The organism is Allokutzneria sp. A3M-2-11 16 (assembly GCF_024213555.1).
GTDB lineage: Bacteria > Actinomycetota > Actinomycetes > Mycobacteriales > Pseudonocardiaceae > Allokutzneria.
Genome location: NZ_JANAVO010000003.1, coordinates 183937 through 202258 on the forward strand (window position 1 = coordinate 183937; position 18322 = coordinate 202258).

General features: G+C 67.6%; 16 protein-coding genes. 11 read left to right on the forward strand and 5 right to left on the reverse strand.

Translation table 11 applies throughout. The annotated features are described in order from the left end of the window. Positions 1 to 18: 18 nt before the first annotated feature. Positions 19 to 825, reverse strand: a complete 807-nt coding sequence (locus tag NLX83_RS22600) for an SGNH/GDSL hydrolase family protein (protein WP_254237117.1) — start codon at positions 823 to 825, stop codon at positions 19 to 21. Between the two features lie 105 nt (positions 826 to 930). Here NLX83_RS22600 and paaZ point away from each other — a divergent pair, with 105 nt between their 5' ends. The 11 genes from paaZ to NLX83_RS22655 all read left to right on the forward strand — a co-directional run bounded on the left by paaZ (position 931) and on the right by NLX83_RS22655 (position 11741). Beyond that, on the forward strand, positions 931 to 2964 hold the full coding sequence (paaZ, locus tag NLX83_RS22605) for a phenylacetic acid degradation bifunctional protein PaaZ (RefSeq protein ID WP_254237118.1): 2034 nt from the start codon (positions 931 to 933) through the stop codon (positions 2962 to 2964). Continuing rightward, positions 2957 to 3886: a 1,2-phenylacetyl-CoA epoxidase subunit PaaA gene (paaA, locus tag NLX83_RS22610; RefSeq protein ID WP_254237119.1), complete on the forward strand. Its 930-nt coding sequence runs from the start codon at positions 2957 to 2959 to the stop codon at positions 3884 to 3886. Before paaZ ends, paaA begins: the two co-directional genes overlap by 8 nt. Beyond that, positions 3883 to 4170, forward strand: a complete 288-nt coding sequence (paaB, locus tag NLX83_RS22615) for a 1,2-phenylacetyl-CoA epoxidase subunit PaaB (RefSeq protein WP_030429469.1) — start codon at positions 3883 to 3885, stop codon at positions 4168 to 4170. Before paaA ends, paaB begins: the two co-directional genes overlap by 4 nt. A gap of 7 nt (positions 4171 to 4177) precedes the next feature. After that, the gene (gene paaC / locus NLX83_RS22620; protein ID WP_254237120.1) at positions 4178 to 5074 is read left to right on the forward strand and encodes a 1,2-phenylacetyl-CoA epoxidase subunit PaaC; all 897 of its coding nucleotides are present in this window, start codon (positions 4178 to 4180) and stop codon (positions 5072 to 5074) included. Further along, a complete protein-coding gene (paaD, locus tag NLX83_RS22625) occupies positions 5068 to 5559 on the forward strand; it encodes a 1,2-phenylacetyl-CoA epoxidase subunit PaaD (RefSeq protein ID WP_254237121.1) in 492 nt (163 codons plus the stop codon). The genes paaC and paaD overlap by 7 nt, the downstream gene beginning before the upstream one ends. Position 5560: 1 nt before the next feature. Beyond that, positions 5561 to 6616, forward strand: coding sequence for a 1,2-phenylacetyl-CoA epoxidase subunit PaaE (gene paaE, locus NLX83_RS22630; protein WP_254237122.1), 1056 nt, complete (start codon positions 5561 to 5563; stop codon positions 6614 to 6616). 51 nt (positions 6617 to 6667) lie between these two features. Next, complete coding sequence (locus tag NLX83_RS22635) at positions 6668 to 6883, forward strand: MbtH family protein (protein ID WP_254237123.1); 216 nt, start codon at positions 6668 to 6670, stop codon at positions 6881 to 6883. A 142-nt stretch (positions 6884 to 7025) separates the two neighbouring features. After that, on the forward strand, positions 7026 to 8531 hold the full coding sequence (locus tag NLX83_RS22640; RefSeq protein ID WP_256564242.1) for a serine/threonine-protein kinase: 1506 nt from the start codon (positions 7026 to 7028) through the stop codon (positions 8529 to 8531). Positions 8532 to 8568: 37 nt separating this feature from the next. Beyond that, complete coding sequence (gene argS, locus NLX83_RS22645; protein WP_254237124.1) at positions 8569 to 10239, forward strand: arginine--tRNA ligase; 1671 nt, start codon at positions 8569 to 8571, stop codon at positions 10237 to 10239. A gap of 90 nt (positions 10240 to 10329) precedes the next feature. Beyond that, a complete protein-coding gene (locus NLX83_RS22650) occupies positions 10330 to 10491 on the forward strand; it encodes a hypothetical protein (RefSeq protein WP_254237479.1) in 162 nt (53 codons plus the stop codon). Positions 10492 to 10613: 122 nt separating this feature from the next. Then, on the forward strand, positions 10614 to 11741 hold the full coding sequence (locus NLX83_RS22655; protein ID WP_254237125.1) for a serine hydrolase domain-containing protein: 1128 nt from the start codon (positions 10614 to 10616) through the stop codon (positions 11739 to 11741). 461 nt (positions 11742 to 12202) lie between these two features. Here the strand turns inward: NLX83_RS22655 and NLX83_RS22660 are convergent, their stop codons facing one another. From NLX83_RS22660 to NLX83_RS22675, 4 genes are all read right to left on the reverse strand, one after another. Then, complete coding sequence (locus NLX83_RS22660) at positions 12203 to 12715, reverse strand: metallophosphoesterase family protein (protein WP_254237126.1); 513 nt, start codon at positions 12713 to 12715, stop codon at positions 12203 to 12205. Between the two features lie 86 nt (positions 12716 to 12801). After that, positions 12802 to 13938, reverse strand: coding sequence for a hypothetical protein (locus NLX83_RS22665; RefSeq protein ID WP_254237127.1), 1137 nt, complete (start codon positions 13936 to 13938; stop codon positions 12802 to 12804). Positions 13939 to 14011: 73 nt separating this feature from the next. Beyond that, entirely contained in the window at positions 14012 to 16957 is a 2946-nt protein-coding gene (locus tag NLX83_RS22670) for a DEAD/DEAH box helicase (protein WP_254237128.1), read from the reverse strand. Further along, positions 16954 to 18321: a protein kinase domain-containing protein gene (locus NLX83_RS22675; protein ID WP_254237129.1), complete on the reverse strand. Its 1368-nt coding sequence runs from the start codon at positions 18319 to 18321 to the stop codon at positions 16954 to 16956. Before NLX83_RS22675 ends, NLX83_RS22670 begins: the two co-directional genes overlap by 4 nt. Between the last annotated feature and the right edge of the window lies 1 nt (position 18322).

Genomic DNA, 18322 nt, shown 5'->3' on the forward strand with positions numbered 1-18322 from the left:
GATATACCCGCGCCGGGACTACGATATTTGATCAATGACGAGATCGGCGACGGCGGCCATTCCGGTTGGCGTCGGGTGGTAGCCCGCGCGGCCCTGGCCGGGGTTGTACTTCTCCATCCACGGCGTTGACGCGCAGGCGTCGTGCTTGGCACTGGCGGACGCCGCGTCGACCACGGAGGCGCCCGTTTCCGCGGCGGCCCGGCGGGTCGCGTCCGCGAGGCGCCGCGCGACGCCGCGCTCGAAGTCGACCTGTGCCTGGGTCAGCGGCACGCCGGTGCACGCGGGACCGGTGCGCGGCAGGATCGTCAGGTAGTTCACCAGCAGCACCTTGGCTCGCGGTGCCTTGTTCCGCACGGCCGTGACCACGTTGCCGATCTTGGTGTGCACGGTCTTGAGCGCCGCGTCGATCGCGGCCTGGTCGACGCTGGGGCACTGCGCGCCGCCGCCGCTGGTCTGGCAGGAGTAGGCGAAGAGGCTGCCGACGTAGTTGACGTCGTTGCCACCGATGGTGATGGAGACCAGCCTGGTGTTCGCGGTGACCGCGTCGACCTGCGGGGGCTGGCCGTGCTGCGGTGCGGTGAGCAGGTTGGCGGTGGTGGCGCCGCTGCACGAGACATCGGTGAGCGCCAGCCTGAGCTTGGCGGCGGCCAGGCTCGGGTAGTTCTTCGACGAGCGCCCGCAGGCCGTGGGGCTGCTCGGTTGGCTTGGCGGGATGCCGGGGCCCGCGGCGAAGGAGCTGCCCATCGCGACGTACTCGGCGCCGGGCGGCACGGCCCAGCCGGACGCGGTGACGGTCAACGCGAGGACAGCTGCGAGAACGGTCATGGGCAGCACCCTATGGCGCTCTGGCTGAGACCTCTCTCCGCTGCTACCGTGTCCGGAGAACCTGAACGAACGGTCGGTAAGTCTCATCGAGGAGGTCGGTCGTCGATGGCGCCGCTGCGCAGTTACGTCTCCGGTGGTTGGCAGGCACCCGCCGAGGACGGCGTCCCGCTGTTCGACGCGGTGACCGGGGAGCAGATCACCAGCGTCTCCAGCAAGGGCCTCGACCTCGCCGCCGCGTTGGAGCACGGCAGGCGCGTCGGCGGTCCCGCCCTGCGGGAGCTGACCTTCCACCAGCGGGCCGCGCTGCTGAAGGCGCTCGCGTCGTTCCTGCGGGAGCACCGGGACGAGCTGTACGCGCTGTCCGCCCGCACCGGCGCCACCCGCACCGACTCGATGATCGACATCGACGGCGGGATCGGCGTGCTGTTCGGCTACGGCAGCAAGGGCCGCCGGGAGATGCCCAACGACACCGTCTACATCGACGGCAACCTGGAGCCGCTGAGCAAGGGCGGCACCTTCCTCGGCCAGCACGTCTGCACGCCGCTGCGCGGGGTCGCCGTGCAGATCAACGCGTTCAACTTCCCGGTGTGGGGGCCGCTGGAGAAGCTTGCGCCCGCGTTCGTCGCCGGGGTGCCGACGCTGATCAAGCCCGCCGAGCAGACCTCCTACCTGACCGCGCGGCTGGTCGAGCTGATCCTGGAGTCCGGCCTGCTGCCCGAGGGCACCGTGCAGCTGGTGTGCGGCAGCACCGGCGACATGCTGGACCACCTCACCGAGCAGGACCTGGTGGCGTTCACCGGTTCCGCGTCCACCGCGCAGGTGCTGCGCGCGCACCCGCGGATCATCGGCAACGCCGTGCGCTTCACCGCTGAGGCGGACTCGCTGAACTGCTCGATCCTCGGCCCTGACGGCAAGGTGGGCACCCCCGAGTTCGACCTGTTCGTCAAGGCGTTGGCCAGCGAGATGACCGTCAAGGCCGGGCAGAAGTGCACCGCGATCCGCCGCGCCTTCGTGCCCGCCGAGCTGATGGACGACGTGGCCGAGGCGGTCGGCGCGCGGCTGGCCAAGGTCAAGGTCGGCAACCCCACCAGCGACGGCGTGCGCATGGGCGCGCTGGCCAGCCTGGAGCAGCGCGAGGAGGTGCGCCGCTCCCTCAAGGCCCTGATGGAGGTCGGCCGCCCGGTCTTCGGCAGCCCGGACCACGTGGACGTGATCGACGCCGACGCCGAGCGCGGCGCGTTCATCTCGCCGATCCTGTTGCGCGCCGACGACCCCGCGTGCGCTCAGCCGCATGAGGTCGAGGCGTTCGGGCCGGTGTCCACGCTGATGCCCTACACCTCGACCGAGCACGTGATTTCCCTTGCGGCGCGCGGAAAGGGCAGCCTCGTCGGCTCGGTCGTCACCGGCGACACCGGCTTCGCCCGCGATGTCGTCGTTGGCGCGGCGGCGTGGCACGGGCGCATGCTCGTGCTCGACACCGACAGCGCGAAGGAGTCGACCGGGCACGGCTCGCCCATGCCGCACCTCGTGCACGGCGGTCCCGGGCGCGCGGGCGGTGGCGAGGAGATGGGCGGCATCCGCGGGGTGCTGCACCACATGCAGCGCACGGCGATCCAGGGCAGCCCCAAGGTGATCACCGCGATCACCAACCGCTGGACGACCGGCGCCGACCGCAACGACGACGGAGTGCACCCGTTCCGGAAGTCCTTGGCGGAGCTGAAGATCGGCGACACCGTCGTCGGCGGGCCGCGCCTGGTGACACAGGAGGACGTGGACCACTTCGCGGAGTTCACCGGCGACAAGTTCTACGCGCACACCGATCCCGAGGCCGCCGCCGCGAACCCGTTCTTCGACGGCATCGTGGCGCACGGCTACCTGGTGGTGTCGCTGGCCGCCGGGCTGTTCGTCGACCCCGCGCCCGGCCCGGTGCTGGCGAACTACGGCTTGGAGAACCTGCGTTTCCTCACGCCGACCTACCCCGGCGACGAGCTGACCGTGACCCTGACCGCGAAGCAGATCACGCCGCGCGCGGACGCCGAGCACGGCGAGGTGCGGTGGGACGCGGACGTGACCAACCAGAACGGCGAATCCGTTGCCAAATACGACGTCCTGACCTTGGTGGCGAAAACCCATGGATGAGCTGCTTGAACACTTCGAGCGCACGGTCGAGCGCGACCAGCGCGTCGAGCCCCGCGACTGGATGCCCGAGGGCTACCGCAAGACGCTGATCCGGCAGATCGCGCAGCACGCGCACTCCGAGATCATCGGCATGCAGCCCGAAGGCGCCTGGATCACGCGCGCGCCTTCGTTGCGGCGCAAGGCGATCCTGCTGGCGAAGGTGCAGGACGAGGCGGGCCACGGGCTCTACCTCTACGCCGCGACCGAGACGCTGGGTGTGGACCGCTCTGAGCTGACCGAGAATCTTATTGAGGGCAAACAGAAGTACTCCTCGATCTTCAACTACCCCACGCCGAGCTTCGCCGACGTCGGCGTGATCGGCTGGCTCGTCGACGGCGCCGCGATCTGCAACCAGGTGCCGCTGTGCCGCACCTCCTACGGGCCGTACGCGCGGGCGATGATCCGGGTGTGCAAGGAGGAGTCCTTCCACCAGCGGCAGGGCTACGAGCTGCTGATGACCATGATGCGCGGCAGCCAGGCGCAGCGGGAGATGGTGCAGGACTCGGTGAACCGGTGGTGGTGGCCGTCGCTGATGATGTTCGGCCCGCCGGACGGCGACTCGCCGAACACCGCGCGTTCCATGGCGTGGCGGATCAAGCGGCACACCAACGACGAGCTGCGGCAGAAGTTCGTGGACATGTCGGTGCCACAGGCGGAGAAGCTCGGTGTCACGCTGCCCGATCCGGAGCTGCGGTGGAACGCCGAGCGCGAGCACTACGACTTCGGCGAGCCCGACTGGGCGGAGCTCAAGCGCGTCATCTCCGGCGACGGCGAGTGCAACGCCGAGCGCGTCGCGCACCGCCGCAAGGCCCACGAGGACGGCGCGTGGGTCCGCGAGGCCGCGCTCGCCCACGCGGCGAAGAAGAAGGGGGTGGCGGTGTGAGTCGTGGTGCCTGGCCGTTGTGGGAGGTCTTCGTGCGCGGCAGGCGCGGCCTGAACCACGTGCACGTGGGCTCGCTGCACGCGGCGGACGCGCAGATGGCGGTGCAGAACGCCCGCGATCTCTACACGCGCCGCAACGAGGGCGTGAGCATCTGGGTGGTGCCCGCCGAGGCGATCACCGCGTCCAGCCCGGACGAGAAGGACCCGATGTTCGCGCCCAGCGGGGACAAGGTCTACCGGCACCCCACGTTCTACGACATCCCCGACGACGTCCCGCACATGTGAGGCACCTGTGAGCTTCGACAACGCCTATGAGGGGCTGAACGAGGAGCACGGCGACGACGCGCGCTGGGCGTACGGGACCGGCTTCGCCGACGAGCTGTCCGGAGTGGACAGAGCTTTTCCGTCCACAGTGGACAAGGCGGATCTCGCCGCGTACGCGCTGATGCTCGGTGACGACGCGCTCGTGCTGGCGCAGCGCACCAGCGAGTGGTGCTCGCGCGCGCCGGAGCTGGAGGAGGACGTCGCGCTGGCCAACATCGCGCTCGACCTCCTCGGCCAGGCGCGGTTGTTGCTGACGCGCGCCGGTGAAGCGGGCACGCGGCCCTCGGAGGCTCCGTCGCACGTGCCGGACGAGGACGCGCTCGCGTACTTCCGCACGGCCGAGCACTTCCGCAACGTGCGCATGGTCGAGCTGGTCAACGGCGACTTCGCGGACACCATCGCGCGGCTGTTGTTGTTCTCCTGTCAGCGATTGGCGTTGTTCACCAGGCTCTCCTCCTCGGCTGACCCGGTGCTCGCCGCCGTCGCGGCCAAGGGTGTCAAGGAGCTGTCCTACCACCGCGACCACGCCGCGCGCTGGACAGTGCGCCTCGGCGACGGCACCGAGGAGTCCCGCCGCCGGATGATCGCCGCGCTGGACCGCGTGTGGCCCTACCTGGACGAGCTTTTCACGCCGCACCCGGTTGAGATTCGTCTTGCCGCACAAGGGGTAGCGGTCGACCCGGCTTCCCTGAAATCCGAAGTGGACGGTGTGCTGGACCAGGTTTTCGCCGCGGCCACGCTGACCCGTCCCGTGGTTTCCCGCGCTCCGGGTGGCGGCCGCGAGGGCAGCCACACCGACGTGCTCACCGAACTCCTGGCAGAGATGCAGGTCCTCGCGCGTGCCCTTCCGGAGGCGACGTGGTGACCGCGCGGGAGGTCGTCGGGACCGTCGCCGATCCCGAGCTGCCCATGCTGTCCCTGGTGGACCTCGGGGTGGTGCGGGACGTCCGGGAGGAGGACGGGCGCGTGGTCGTGGTGATCACGCCGACGTACTCCGGCTGCCCGGCCCTGGTGGAGATGCGCGACGATCTCGTGAATGCCTTGCACACCAACGGTTTCGAGGACGCCGAGGTGCGCACTGTGCTCAGCCCGGCGTGGACCACCGACTGGATGACCGAGGAGGGCCGCCGCAAGCTCGCCGAGGCCGGGATCTCCCCGCCCGGCCGCGTCGGTCCCCGCCCGGCCGGTCCGGTGCCGCTGCGGCTGGACCCGCCCGCGCCCAGGCTGAGCTGCCCGCAGTGCGGTTCGCGCGACACCGAGGAGCTGTCCCGGTTCAGCGCGACCGCGTGCAAGGCGCTGCACCGCTGCCGTGCCTGTCGCGAGCCGTTCGAGTACTTCAAGGAGATCTGACGTGGCACGCCCCGTGTTCCACCCTCTGCGCGTGGCCGACGTCGAGCGGCTGTGCGATGACGCGGTCGCGGTCACCTTCGACGTGCCGGAGGAGCTGACCGAGGTCTTCGCGTTCCGCCCCGGCCAGTCACTGACGCTGCGCCGCGACGTCGACGGCCGCGACGAGCGCCGTTCGTACTCGATCTGCGCTCCGGCGGGCGCGCGACCCAGGGTCGGCGTGCGCGAGGTGCCTTCTGGGTTGTTCTCGACGTGGCTCGTCCGCGACGTGAAGCCCGGTGACGAGATCGAGGTGCTGCCGCCCACGGGGTCGTTCACCCCGGATGTGGACGTGCCCGGCCACCACGTGCTGATCGCGGCGGGCTCCGGCATCACGCCCGTGCTGTCGATCGCCGCGTCCGTGCTCGCGCACCCCAAATCGCGGGTGACCGTGCTCTACGGCAATCGCCGATCCGGCACGGTGATGTTCGCGGACGAGCTGGCGGACCTTAAAGACCGCTACCACACGCGTCTGGAACTTGTGCACGTGCTGTCCCGTGAAGCGCGCGAGGCCGAGCTGTTCACGGGGCGCTTGGACGAGGCGAAGCTGCGCACGCTGCTGCCGCTGCTGCTAGATGTCGCCGATGTCGACCATTGGTGGCTGTGCGGGCCCTACGGCATGGTCACTGACGCGCAGCGGCTGCTGACGTCCTTCGGTGTGCCTGAGGAACGCGTGCACCAAGAGCTGTTCTATGTCGATGAACCGATCGTCACCCGACACGACGAACCTGTGCTCGAAGGTCCGAGCGCCAAGGTGACCGTGGTGCTCGACGGACGCTCTACGGAGATCGCGCTGCCCAAGGGCACGCCGATCCTCGACGGAGCGCAACGCGCGCGTCCTGACCTGCCGTTCGCTTGTAAGGGCGGCGTGTGCGGCACGTGTCGCGCGAAGCTGGTCACCGGCGATGCGGACATGCGGCGCAACTTCGCGCTGGAGCGCTCCGAGGTCGCCGCTGGGTTCGTGCTGACCTGCCAGACGGTCGCGGTCTCCGACGAAGTCACAGTCGACTTCGACGCCTGAGCGAGCCAGAGTGGTACTGCCTTCACTTCCTAGTCGAGGAGAGCCTGCGTCATGACCAACCCCTTCGAGGACCCGGACGGCCGCTACCTGGTGCTGGTCAACGACGAGGGGCAGCACTCGCTGTGGCCGTCGTTCAGCGAGGTGCCCGCCGGGTGGACGGTGGCGCTGGCCGAGACCGGCCGCCAGGAGTGCCTGGACTACATCGAGGCCAACTGGACCGACATGCGCCCGCGCAGCCTCGCGGAGCGGATGGACAGCGGCTCCTGATCTCCGCACCCGCCACCTGCCGTAGGCCGAACGGTGGGTGGCGGTTTCGGCGTCTGCCCAGGTGACAAGGGCCCTTCAAGCCGTCCGCTCTCATTCGATAGTGTGTACCGGCTGCCACGGGACAGTCCTGTGGCCGGCGCGGTTGAGGAGTGATGCCGGTATCGACGAGGGACACCTCATCGCCGGCCATTACCGGCTGGTCTCCAAGATCGGCTCGGGCGCGATGGGCGTCGTGTGGCGGGCGAGGGACGAGCGCCTCGACCGCATGGTCGCGGTCAAGCAGCTGCTGGTGCAGCCCGGACTGAGCGCGGAGGAGACCGACAACGCGCGCCGCAGGGCGATGCGCGAGGGCCGGATCGCCGCCCGGTTGCAGCACCCCAACGCGATCACCCTGTACGACGTCGCCGAGCACAACGGCGACCCGTGCCTGGTGATGGAGTACCTGCCGTCGCAGAGCCTCGCGGAGTCCATCGCCGACCGCGGCCCGCTGCCGCCGCGCGAGGTCGCCGCCATCGGCGCCCAGATCGCCGCCGCGCTCTCCGCCGCGCACACCGTCGGCATCACCCACCGCGACATCAAGCCCGGCAACGTGCTGATCACCGACAGCGGGGTCGCCAAGATCACCGACTTCGGCATCTCCCGCGCGGTCGGCGACGTCCAGGTGACCAGGACCGGCATGCTCGCGGGCACCCCCGCCTACTTCGCGCCCGAGGTGGCGCGCGGCAACGACATCGGCGGCCCGACCTCGGACGTGTTCTCCCTCGGCGCGACGCTCTACGACGCCGTCGAGGGCCAGCCGCCGTTCGGCAGCTCCGACAACCCGCTCGCGCTGCTGCACGCCGCGGCCGCGGGCGAGGTGATCCCGCCCCGGCAGGCCGGTCCGCTGACCGCGCTGCTGATGACCATGCTCCGTCCCGACCCGCGCGAGCGGCCGAACATGGCCCAGGTCGGCACCGCCCTCGCCGGTCTCGCCGCGGGCCGCGCCCCGGCCGTGCCCGCGCGCGCAGCCGCGCCGACCGCACGCACGCAGCGCGTCGACCACGGCCACACCCCGCCGCCGCGCCCGGCCGCGAGCTACCCGCGTCCCGCGTCCGCCGCACCGACCCGGCAGAAGCAGCAACCGGTCAAGCGCAAGCGCTCGCCGGTGCTGGTCGTGCTGCTGCTCGTCGCCCTGGTCGGCGGTGGCGGCTACGGCGTGTACCGCCTGCTCGACAATCCCCCCAACAGCCCCGGCACGGGCGCCGGTCCCGGTGGCACCGGGGGTGCGTCCGGCGGTTCCGGTGGCAGCGGGTCGAACAGCCCGTCCCCGACGCAGCAGTCGACCACCCCGAACACCGGTCGCGTGGACTACACCCCGGCGGGGAACCTGGCGCTCGACTACTACAGCGACGGTGCGAACACCGAGAAGCGGTGGAACCTGCTGACCGATACGGCGAAGGCCGCGTGGGGTGGCCGGGACAAGTTCGACACGTTCTGGCAGCAGTACCCGAAGATGTACTCCAACAAGGCGTATCGGACCGGCGGAGACCCCGACGGCGGGCAGCAGATCACCCTCCAGGTCACCTTCGCCAGCGGGAACACCGCCGCTCGGACGATCCGGGTCGTCAACGTCAACGGCCAGCTGAGAATCGACTCCGACGCCCGCTGAGCCGAAAATCGGCTGCGCGCCCCTGGAGGATGGGGGCGTGCATCCCGACATCGGTCTCGAACTCGGCGCGCGGGTCGCCCGCGCGGTGCAGGAAGCCCTGGAAGTGCGCATCAGCCCGGCGGAGGCGCTCGTGCGCCCGTCCGCCCGCGCGGACTACCAGTGCAACGCGGCGATGGGCCTGGGCAAGCGACTGGGCAGGCCGCCGCGCGAGATCGCTGAGCTGATCGTGGCGCACCTCGACGCCGCCGACATGGTCGAGCCGCCCGAGGTGGCGGGTCCGGGCTTCGTGAACTTCACCCTCCGCGCGGAGTGGCTGTCCGCGCGTGCCGCCGACCTGCTCACCGATCCCCGCTGCGGCGTGCGGCCCGCGGACCAACCCCGGCGCTACGTCGTGGACTACGGCGGCCCCAACGTGGCCAAGGAGATGCACGTCGGGCACCTGCGCTCATCGGTCATCGGTGACGCGATCGCCCGCATGCTGGACTTCGCGGGGCACGAGGTGATCCGCCGCAACCACCTCGGCGACTGGGGCACTCCGTTCGGCATGCTCATCGAGCACCTCGCTTCCCTGGACGCGGGTGCGGAGCTGTCCATCGGCGACCTCAACGGCTTCTACCAGGAGGCGCGCAAGAAGTTCGACGCCGACCCGGAGTTCGCATCGCGCGCGCGGACGCGCGTAGTGGCTCTGCAGAGCGGAGATCCGGCCACGCTCGCTTTGTGGCGCGGTCTGGTCGAGGAGTCGGAACGGCACTTCGCGAAGGTCTACGAACAGCTCGGCGTGCTGCTCTCCGCAGATGACAGCTACGGGGAGAGCTTCTACAACCCGATGCTCGCCGACACCGTCGCGGAGTTGGAGGCGAAGGGGCTCACAGAGGTCAGCGACGGCGCGGTGTGCGTGTTCCCGCCGGGCTTCACCAACCGCGACGGGGAGCGGCTGCCGCTGATCGTGCGCAAGTCCGACGGCGGTTACATGTACGCCAGCACGGACCTCGCGGCGGTTCGGTACTGGACGCAGGAGCGTGGCGCGACCGATCTCGTCTACGTCGTAGGAACCCCGCAGTCCCAACACTTCCAGATGGTGTTCCGCACGGCTTCCGCGATGGGCTGGCTGGACGCTTCGCATCGCGCGGTGCACGTGAACTTCGGTTCGGTGCTCGGCGAAGACGGCAAGATGCTGCGCACGCGCGCCGGTGGCTCCATCAAGCTCGCGGACCTGCTGACCGAGGCGGTGGAGCGCGCGGACGGCGTGCGTGCCGTGGGCATCGGCGCGGTGAAGTACGCCGACCTGTCCAGCGATCGCCAAAAGGACTACGTGTTCGCGTGGGACAAGATGCTGGCCAAGGAGGGGAACACGTCTGTCTACCTCCAGTACGCCGTTGCCCGCGTTTCCGCTGTGATGGCGCAGGCCAAGGTGTCCACTGTGGATGGTTCTGTGCTCGTGACGCACAAGGCGGAGCGGGCGTTGCTCGTCAAGCTGCTCCAACTGCCCGCAGCGCTCGCCGCCGCTTTGGAGGACTTCGCCCCACACCGCCTGTGCAGCTACCTCTACGAGACAGCGGTCGCGTTCTCCTCCTTCTACGAGAACTGCCCGATCCTCAAGGCGGAGCCCGACCTCCGGGAGTCCCGGTTGGCGCTGGCACAGCTCACTTCGCGCGTGCTCACCAAGGGCCTGGACCTGCTCGGCATCGAGGCGCCTGTGCGATTGTGAAGCTCGTTGGCGGGCTCCCGCGCGAGAGCGTGCTCAATATCTATCGGGGGAGAGATGACCTCGTTAGCGACATAGGGGACAATGTGTGAGGTGGACGTCAAGAAGATCCTCACCCTCGCCGCCCTCGCGCTCGTGATCTACCTGCTGCTCAACGATCCGCAGGGCGCGGCGAACGGCGTGCAGAACGTCTTCGGCTGGCTGCGGGACGCGGCGCAGTCGGTGATCACGTTCATCCAGCGCCTCTTCGCCTGATCCCTGATCCGGCCTGACCCTGAGGAAAACCCCACCCCAACTCTGCGGACAACCGCAGGGACTTCCCACCGCCCGCGCGGAACAGTGGTCTCACAGCCACAACACCCCGCGGAGGTTGGACGATGAAGCACGTACGCCGAGCGCTCACGGTCGGTCTGGCGGCGGTCCTGCTGGCAGGCGCGGCGGGCCCGGCGCTCGCGGCACCACCCGGCCTCGCCGAGGTCCAGCGGAACCTGGACCTGCTGACCACAGTGGACGGTGTGCCGGGCGCGCTGGCGCACGTGCGCGACCGCGGTGGCCGGGAGCGGACGCTGACCTCGGGCACCGCGGAAACGGGCACGGGCAGGCCGATGACCGGCGCGGCCGACACGTTCCGGATCGCCAGCGTCACCAAGCCGTTCATCGCGGTGACCCTGCTCCAGTCGCGAGTCGACCTGGACGCGCCGGTCGAGCGCTACCTGCCCGGAGTGGTGCGCGGCCGGGGCGCGGGCGCGGAGATCGACGGGCGGCGGATCACCGTCCGCCAGGTGCTCCAGCACACCAGCGGCATCCCCGAGTACAACCGCTCCTTCGACTGGTCCAAGCCGTTCCCCGAGGAGCCCACCGGCTACCTCGACGTGGCCCTGGTGCGCACGCCCACCGGGAAGCCGGGGGAGAGGTGGGCCTACTCCAACACCAACTACCTGATCGCCGGGATGATCGTGAACCGGTTGGCGGGCAAGGACTTCCGCGAGGTGACCGAGGAGCGCATCCTCCGGCCGCTCGGGATGACCGGCACCTACTGGCCGACGAAGAAGGAGTACGGCCTGCGCGGGCGGCACGCCCACCACTACGGCGTGCACCCGGCGAACCCCGCGGCCGGGGTCGTCGACGTCACGAGCTTCCCCGGCTACGAGTTCGGCGCGAGCGGCGGGCTGGTCTCCACCCCGGCTGACCTCGACGTCTTCTGGCGGGGCCTGTACTCCGGCAAGCTGTTGCCCCCGCACGTGGTGCGCTCGATGACCGCCGACCTGCGCCCGGCCGCGGGGCAGAACTTCTCGTACGGCATCGGCATCGGCTCGATCAAGCTCAGCTGCGGCGGCTCCGTGTTCGCGCACAGCGGTGACGTGCCCGGCGTGACCGCCTACAGCGGCCGCGACCGGTCCGGCCGCACGGTCACCGTCTTCATCACCACCAACAGCAACACCCCGGAACGCGACAAGCACCTCGCCGACGCCTTCGACGCCGCATTCTGCGCACGCCGCCTCTAACCGACCGCCCACGCAGCCTCACACCCGGGGGTTCGCCGGTCTTCAAGTACGCGCAACCCCGCCTCCGCCGGTCGCAAACGACACCCAACCCCCCGAGCAGCTGCCGTCCCACAAGTGGTCAGCAGCGACCCTGATCCCCACTTCCACTCCCCACCCTCCACAACGCCTCGCCCGCCCCCGAACATCAGCACGCGCAGCCCACCGAACCCCGTTTCGTACTCATAACGGGCATTGAGAGCGCTCTTTTTCCCGTTATGAGTACGAAACGGGAAAACGGGGCGAGCGCGGGAGGGGGAGGGCGGGGTGGACGTGGAGGGCTTGCAGGACACGGCCTAACCGCATGGTTCGCTGGTCTTCAAGTACCCCCAACCCCGCCTCCGCCGGTCGCAAACGACACCAAACCCAGGGGGTACGTGGCGGTTGGAGACGGCCGGGGCGGGGTTCGGGGGACTTGAAGACCGTCATTCCTCCGTGCGAGGCCGCGTCACCTCGTGCAGCCGGAGGTCGGCGAGGCCGCGGGCGTCGACGGTCGCCGTCAGATAGGTGCACGCGGGCTGGCGCCGCCGGTCCGTCGGTGAGCCGGGGTTGAGCAACCTGATCCCACCGGGAGTCGTTGTGTCCCAAGGAATGTGGCTGTGCCCGAAGACCAGCGCGTCCACGCCGGGGAAGTGCGCGTCACACCGCTGCTCCCGCCCCTTCGCGGGCCCGGTGTCGTGCACCACCGCGATCCGCATCGCCCCGATCTCCACGTGCGCCACCTCCGGCAGCCGCGACCGGATGCCCGCGTCGTCGTTGTTCCCGTGCACGCCCACGAGCACCTTCGCCCGCTCCCGCAGCGTGTCCAGCACCGCCTCCTCGACCCAGTCCCCCGCGTGGATCACCAGATCCGCCCCGTCCACCTCCCGCCACACCTGCTCGGGCACCGCCCGCGCCCGATGTGGCACGTGCGTGTCGGAGATCATCAGCACCCGCATGCCCCCAGAGTGCCCCGCAGATGCGCTCGCCACTCCTGTTGTCAAATCTGAACCTACGGTCGAGCCCTCTTCGGGTTGTCCTGTCTCTACACCAGGCTGTCGAGGATCTCGATAGCCTGTGATTCATCGCGGTTCCTCGCGATTACGCAGAGGTCGTCCGCGTTGAGCGTGTCGATCTCCAACTGTTGGCAGAGATACGTCAGCTGTTCGTTGAGAGCGGCGCGTGTATTGAGTTGAGGTGTCTTGAGGAACGAAAGCGCGCGTTCCTCGGCTGCTCGTCTGCGCAGACGAGCATCGTTGCACCACAACTGGATGAAGTGTTGTTCGAATGGCCTGTACGACCCGATCATCGGGAGCCCGAACTTGGAGGCAGCTCCTGTGAAGACGTCGTTCGGCAGCGTTGCTCGCCACACACCGTTAGGGAGTTCGGAGAGAACCTGCGCAGGCTCGAACCCGTTTTTGCTCGCCCACTTGGTCCATAGGATGTCCGGTTCATCATTGGTCTTCTCTACGTCCAAGGTGTGCTTGATACTGGGAACATCGGCGCACAGTCGCTCGATGAAGACATCGCGGTCATTGGCCCCTCGACTGAAGGCGAGATAGGTGTCGGCACCGTCTTCGTTCGCCGCTCGCACCAGGTAGACGGGGAGGTACACGGTGTTGACGCTGGTCGTGGTGAGATCAGTGAATTCCTTTGGCAGGTTGAAATCATCACGATCCGGCTGTGCCGCCAGCTCACTGAGAGCCTTGGCCTGGAAGGGCTTCCCGGCGAAGCGGGCCGACAGCGGACGGAAGTTCTGCCGGTAGGTCTCCTCGCAGGGTGGCAGCGGCTCCGTGGGAAGCGGGATGCTGTAGTATGTCTTGGGCAAAGGTGAGCAGGTGAAGCTATCGAAGAGCAGCTCCTGCTCGATGTGCTTGATCGTGTACCTCACGGACATGGCCACCGATCGGGAACCGATGGTGGTCAACGTGATCTCCCCACCTCGCATCTCGATGTGTCCGAGCTTGATGAGGAAGGCGACCAGACGCCGGATCACTGAGGGGCGCAAGCCAAAGAAGGTGGCGAGCCCGTCAACTGTGTTAATCCCACATTCAGTGACCGCGCGCTCGAGGAATTTGTCCAGCACTTCGTAAGGCTGAGAGTCCAAGAACTTGGCGCGTATTCCGACCTGCCACAACGGAAACAGAACTGTGAAGTAGCGCTTTGGTCGCAGGTCGCTCACGCGGTTTGCTCGTTCGAGTGCGCGATAGACGGGGAAAGTGATGCGCCGTGCCTCGTTGCTTGTCACAGATGCCTCACAGCTGTTCGTCGAGCCGAGAGCGCAGCGCGCAGGAGGCGTGTCGCTCGCCATGTTGTCGTACGTGTTCGAGCAGGGAGCTGATCAACGCGCGGAAGCTGTCATCGTCGGCATTAGCCAGCGTTGAGAAGTCCCCGACAAGCACCAGCTGCGATTTCGCTCGGGTGATCGCCACGTTGAACCGGCGCAGTTCGCTCAGGAAGCCGACCTTGCCCCTGGTGTTGCTGCGCGTGCACGAGTAGATGATCAGGTCACGCTCGCCGCCCTGAAAAGCGTCGACTGTGCCGACATTGTCCACAACGCGGTTCTCGTCGCCAATCTCCTCGACCAACAGTTTTCTGATCAGCTCGACCTGGCCGTTGTACGGGGTGATGACCGACCATTCGGCGTCTCGCCTCGTCGCGTCCGCGATCAACGCGGTCACCAGCTTCGCCTCCGCGCGGTTTCGATACCCCTGCGCCTTGGGGGGAGCACCTATCGCGGCGAGGCCGCGGACCGGGCTTTCACGCCGCTCGGCGTACGGGAGATCCGAGGTGTCCACGACAGCGAGCGCGCTGCCGAACAGTGGATCGCGGTGTACCCGTTCCACTCCGGTGCGGAGCTTGCCTTCGTAGAACTGAGCCGATACGAAATCGGCGATCACCCGCGGCATCCGCCGCTGCACGCTGAGCATGAGCTGGTTGCTTTCCGGAGCCACCGAGAACAGGGACTCAAAAGCGCTGCTGGTGATCTCCCTCGGCAGCTCCCCCATGCGCTTCGCGACGAGCTCCTGGACCTCGCTCTTCAGCACCGGCGGAAGCTGCTTGTGGTCACCGACCAGGATCGCGCGTCTGGACCTGACGAGCGGCACCAGAACGCTCGGAAGTGGAGCCTGACCAGCTTCATCAATGATGGCCAAGTCGAAGTTGAGCTCCTTGATGAGATCCGAGGTGGCGACGCCGATGCACGTCGCGGCGATGACATCGGCGTAGCGGATGAGTTCGGGCTGGAGTTCGTAGGTCGGCTTGTCGAGTTGGTCGCGCCAGTCCGACAGCAGCTCCGCCTTCGCGCACAAGGCCGGAAAGGTGGTATTGCACCAGCGCGCGTATTCCTCCCACTGAGTCAGATCCTCCCGGATCGGTCGGGGATGGGGTTGAACGTGCCGGACGATCCGGTCCAGCGCTGACCAGATCGCGGCGAGCTCGTCCAAGGCACGATCGAGCTGTTTTCGAGCCTCCGCGCAGGCATCTGTGAGGCGCAGCAGTTCGGGATGAGTTCGAGGGAGCTGCTGAAGTGCCTGCCAAACCTGCCCCAGCTGGGCGCTGAGGCGCCCGTGATCGTGAAATGCCTCCTGGTAGGGCGGGAAGGCGCTCTCGGCGCGCTTGTAGTGGCGCCGCGCGCTCCAGCGGTTGGCCCATGCAAAGAGATGTCCCTTGCTCGCGCGTATCGTCGCCTGTTGCGTCAGTGCGCGATGGTGGAGCAGAACCTCCTCCCGTCGACGAAGAAGGGAAGCACTCCCCTCAACGCGACGGTGAAGAGCATCGACTTGTGCCCTCAACGGGGCCTCGAAATGTGCGGTGGCAGCCCGGAGGGAGACCGCTTGAGAGGCAGCGTTCTCGTGCGCGTGGAATGTTTTAGGTAGCTGTTCGCGCAGCCGCGTCCAGCACTCCTTGACCACTTCGAAGTGTGCCTTGAAGCTCATCAGATGCGAGGAGTCGCGATCTACTTCGGCGGCGAGCTGCTTCTGCAGTGACGCGGTCTGCGGCCCTACCGTTCTGGTCCTGGCGAACTCGGTCATGTGTATCTCATTGCCCACCCGGACGGTCAGCACGTCTTCAGGAAGACCTTCGACCACGTTGTCCACGGCCTTGTGGGTGTGTGCACTGACAAGCACCTGCTCATGGCCACCGGCACAGGATCGGGCGATCTCCGTGATGGTCCGGGTCTTTCCCGTTCCAGGAGGCCCCATGACAAGCATGAGGTCTGGCACCGCCCGTGCTCGGGCTAGCGCGGTGAACTGATCATCGTCGAGCTGAATGCTCGGACGGACGGTCTGATCTGGTGTGAACGAGCGGAACTTCCCGTCGACCAGTGAGCCCAGCAATGTCGTATTGATGGCGTTGGCACTCCGCAGAGCGTTGACCGCCCGCAGCTGCGTCTGGGTGATGATCGTGCTTGACACAACTTCCAAGTGGCCCTGTTTGGGCAGCTTGTCGAAGTCGATGATCTGGTCGAAGCGCACCGTCAAGTCGCTCTCGTCCTGCCGGATGACTGTGCCTCGATAGCCTGTCATCCCACTCGGCTGGACCTGGGTCTTCCGGGCGAGAGCGGATGGGTGGGAAAGTGCGAAGACGTATACCCCATGCGCTGAGTGCCGCTCCTCACGCGCGGCGCGTACCCCGCGGTAGAGGATCCTCGGTGCCGATCTGGTCTCGGCCACTTGAATTTCTTCGTCGGCCTTGATGAGGTTTTCGACCGTTCGCAGGAATTTGTTCTGCTCCGGCGTGATCAGTTCCGTCTGTGAGGTCGGCTCGACTGCGACGTTCTTCCAAGCATTGCTGATCTCAGCCCAATGAGTTCTGTGTCCTTGCCTGGCGGGGTCGCCTCGTCGGCCCAGGATCGTCCAGGTGGGCGGTCTCAACCGCATGGCGCGCTTGATGACCAATGTGTGGTCGGAGTAGCGCAGCCGATCCAGGTGGATGATCTCGTAGACGTCAACGTGGGTATTCGGCCGCAGCCACAGGAAATATCGTTCGCTGTAAATCACGAGTAGATCCGGACGATCAGGATGGATCGCTGCCAGGACCCCGCCACAGGCGGTGCGTTGACGGAGATCGCTTTGAACCTCTGCGAGGTCGGGCATGTGGGGGTGTTCTCGGCGAAGCCTTAAGACGCGCTGCTGGGACTTGCTGGTCGGCACGAGCGCTATCGGTGCCGCGAGATCTAGTTCCACTTCGCCGTTCACCGGCTGTCTCCTCGGTCGAGCTCGCTGATCACGGTGTTCAGATGGGCACCGAGGGCTTGAGCGTTGCGCGGACGGTTTCGTGGGTCGACGTGCAGGGCCGCACACAGCAACTCCTCCAACGTCGTGGGAAGTTCGGGGGTGATGATGCGCACCGGGGGGCTGCGGTCAGGGGAGTAGGTGTGGCCAGTGAGAATGTGGTACGTGATCGCGGCGATCTGGTACACGTCGATCTGTGGTGACTGTGATCGGTCGGCCGTTGAACCGCGTCGCTGCTCTGGAGCGCGATAGTCCGGTCGCCCTTCGCCCGCGGTGATGGGAAGGGTTGCCAAGCCAAGGTCTCGAAGCCCGCTTCGCTCTTCTTCTGCCAGAAGGAGGATTGAGGTGGGTGCCAGGTCACGGTGCCCGTGGCCTCGCTGGTGCAGCGGAACCAAGGTCGTGCACAAGCTTGCAATCAGTCGGAGGCACCGTCCTAGTAGGAACAGCGGGAGCCGCGTCTCAGTTGGGCCGTAGAGGTCGGCCAGACTCGGCAAGGCGGGGCGTTGGAACACCAGACTGGCTTCAGTGGGAGTGTCGATCAACTCGTGCAGCCGTGGGATTCCAGGCTTTCCTGCGAGCGACCGCAGCAGCTCGCCTTCGGCGACGAGCGCATCGCGACGTGCTTCGCCGGCAGGGCATGGGCGCAGAATACGTAGCTGCCGCAAGGAAAAGGAGATGCTCAACGGTTCGAGCGATTCCGCTGACGCGGAACGCGCCACCCAGCGGCGGTCAGACGATGGTGTGTCCTCGACTGGTTCGACGAGCAGGTAGGGCCGTCCCCCGATCGCCACTTCCATTCCGCATTGCCAGGCCTGATCCGGAACGGCTGGGAAAGTACCCAACAGCGGCAAACCAGGTGTGGGTCGCAGTTCTGGCACGGCGGCAGCGATGCGGTCCGCGAGTTCCGCCATGTCCCGTCTCCAGCTGCGGGTGAAGAGGCGTTGGTACTGCAGTTCGGCGATGTCCGCGATGTCCTCCGGAAGCTCCTCCTTGGACAGTCGGGTTTCCCGTCGCAGTACGGGAATGACGATCACACCGCGGCGGAGCGCCGTAGCGATCTCACGACGTACCCAGTCGTCAGAGCGGTCGATCAACCGTTGTCCTGAACGGTCCGTGCTGGTGCTCCACCGTTCCCCGATGACGCAGAGCAATACCTTGCACGTGTGTAGCGCACTGTCCAGCCGCTCCGGGAATCGCGTCCCGAGCCCGATCGACTTCGCCGCGAAGAAGACGTGTCGCGAGCCGAAGCGGCGGGACAGGTCGTCGTCGATGTGAGCGGCCGCGTCCTCCCCGTCACCCGTTCGGTAGTTGACGAACACCGTCGCCATG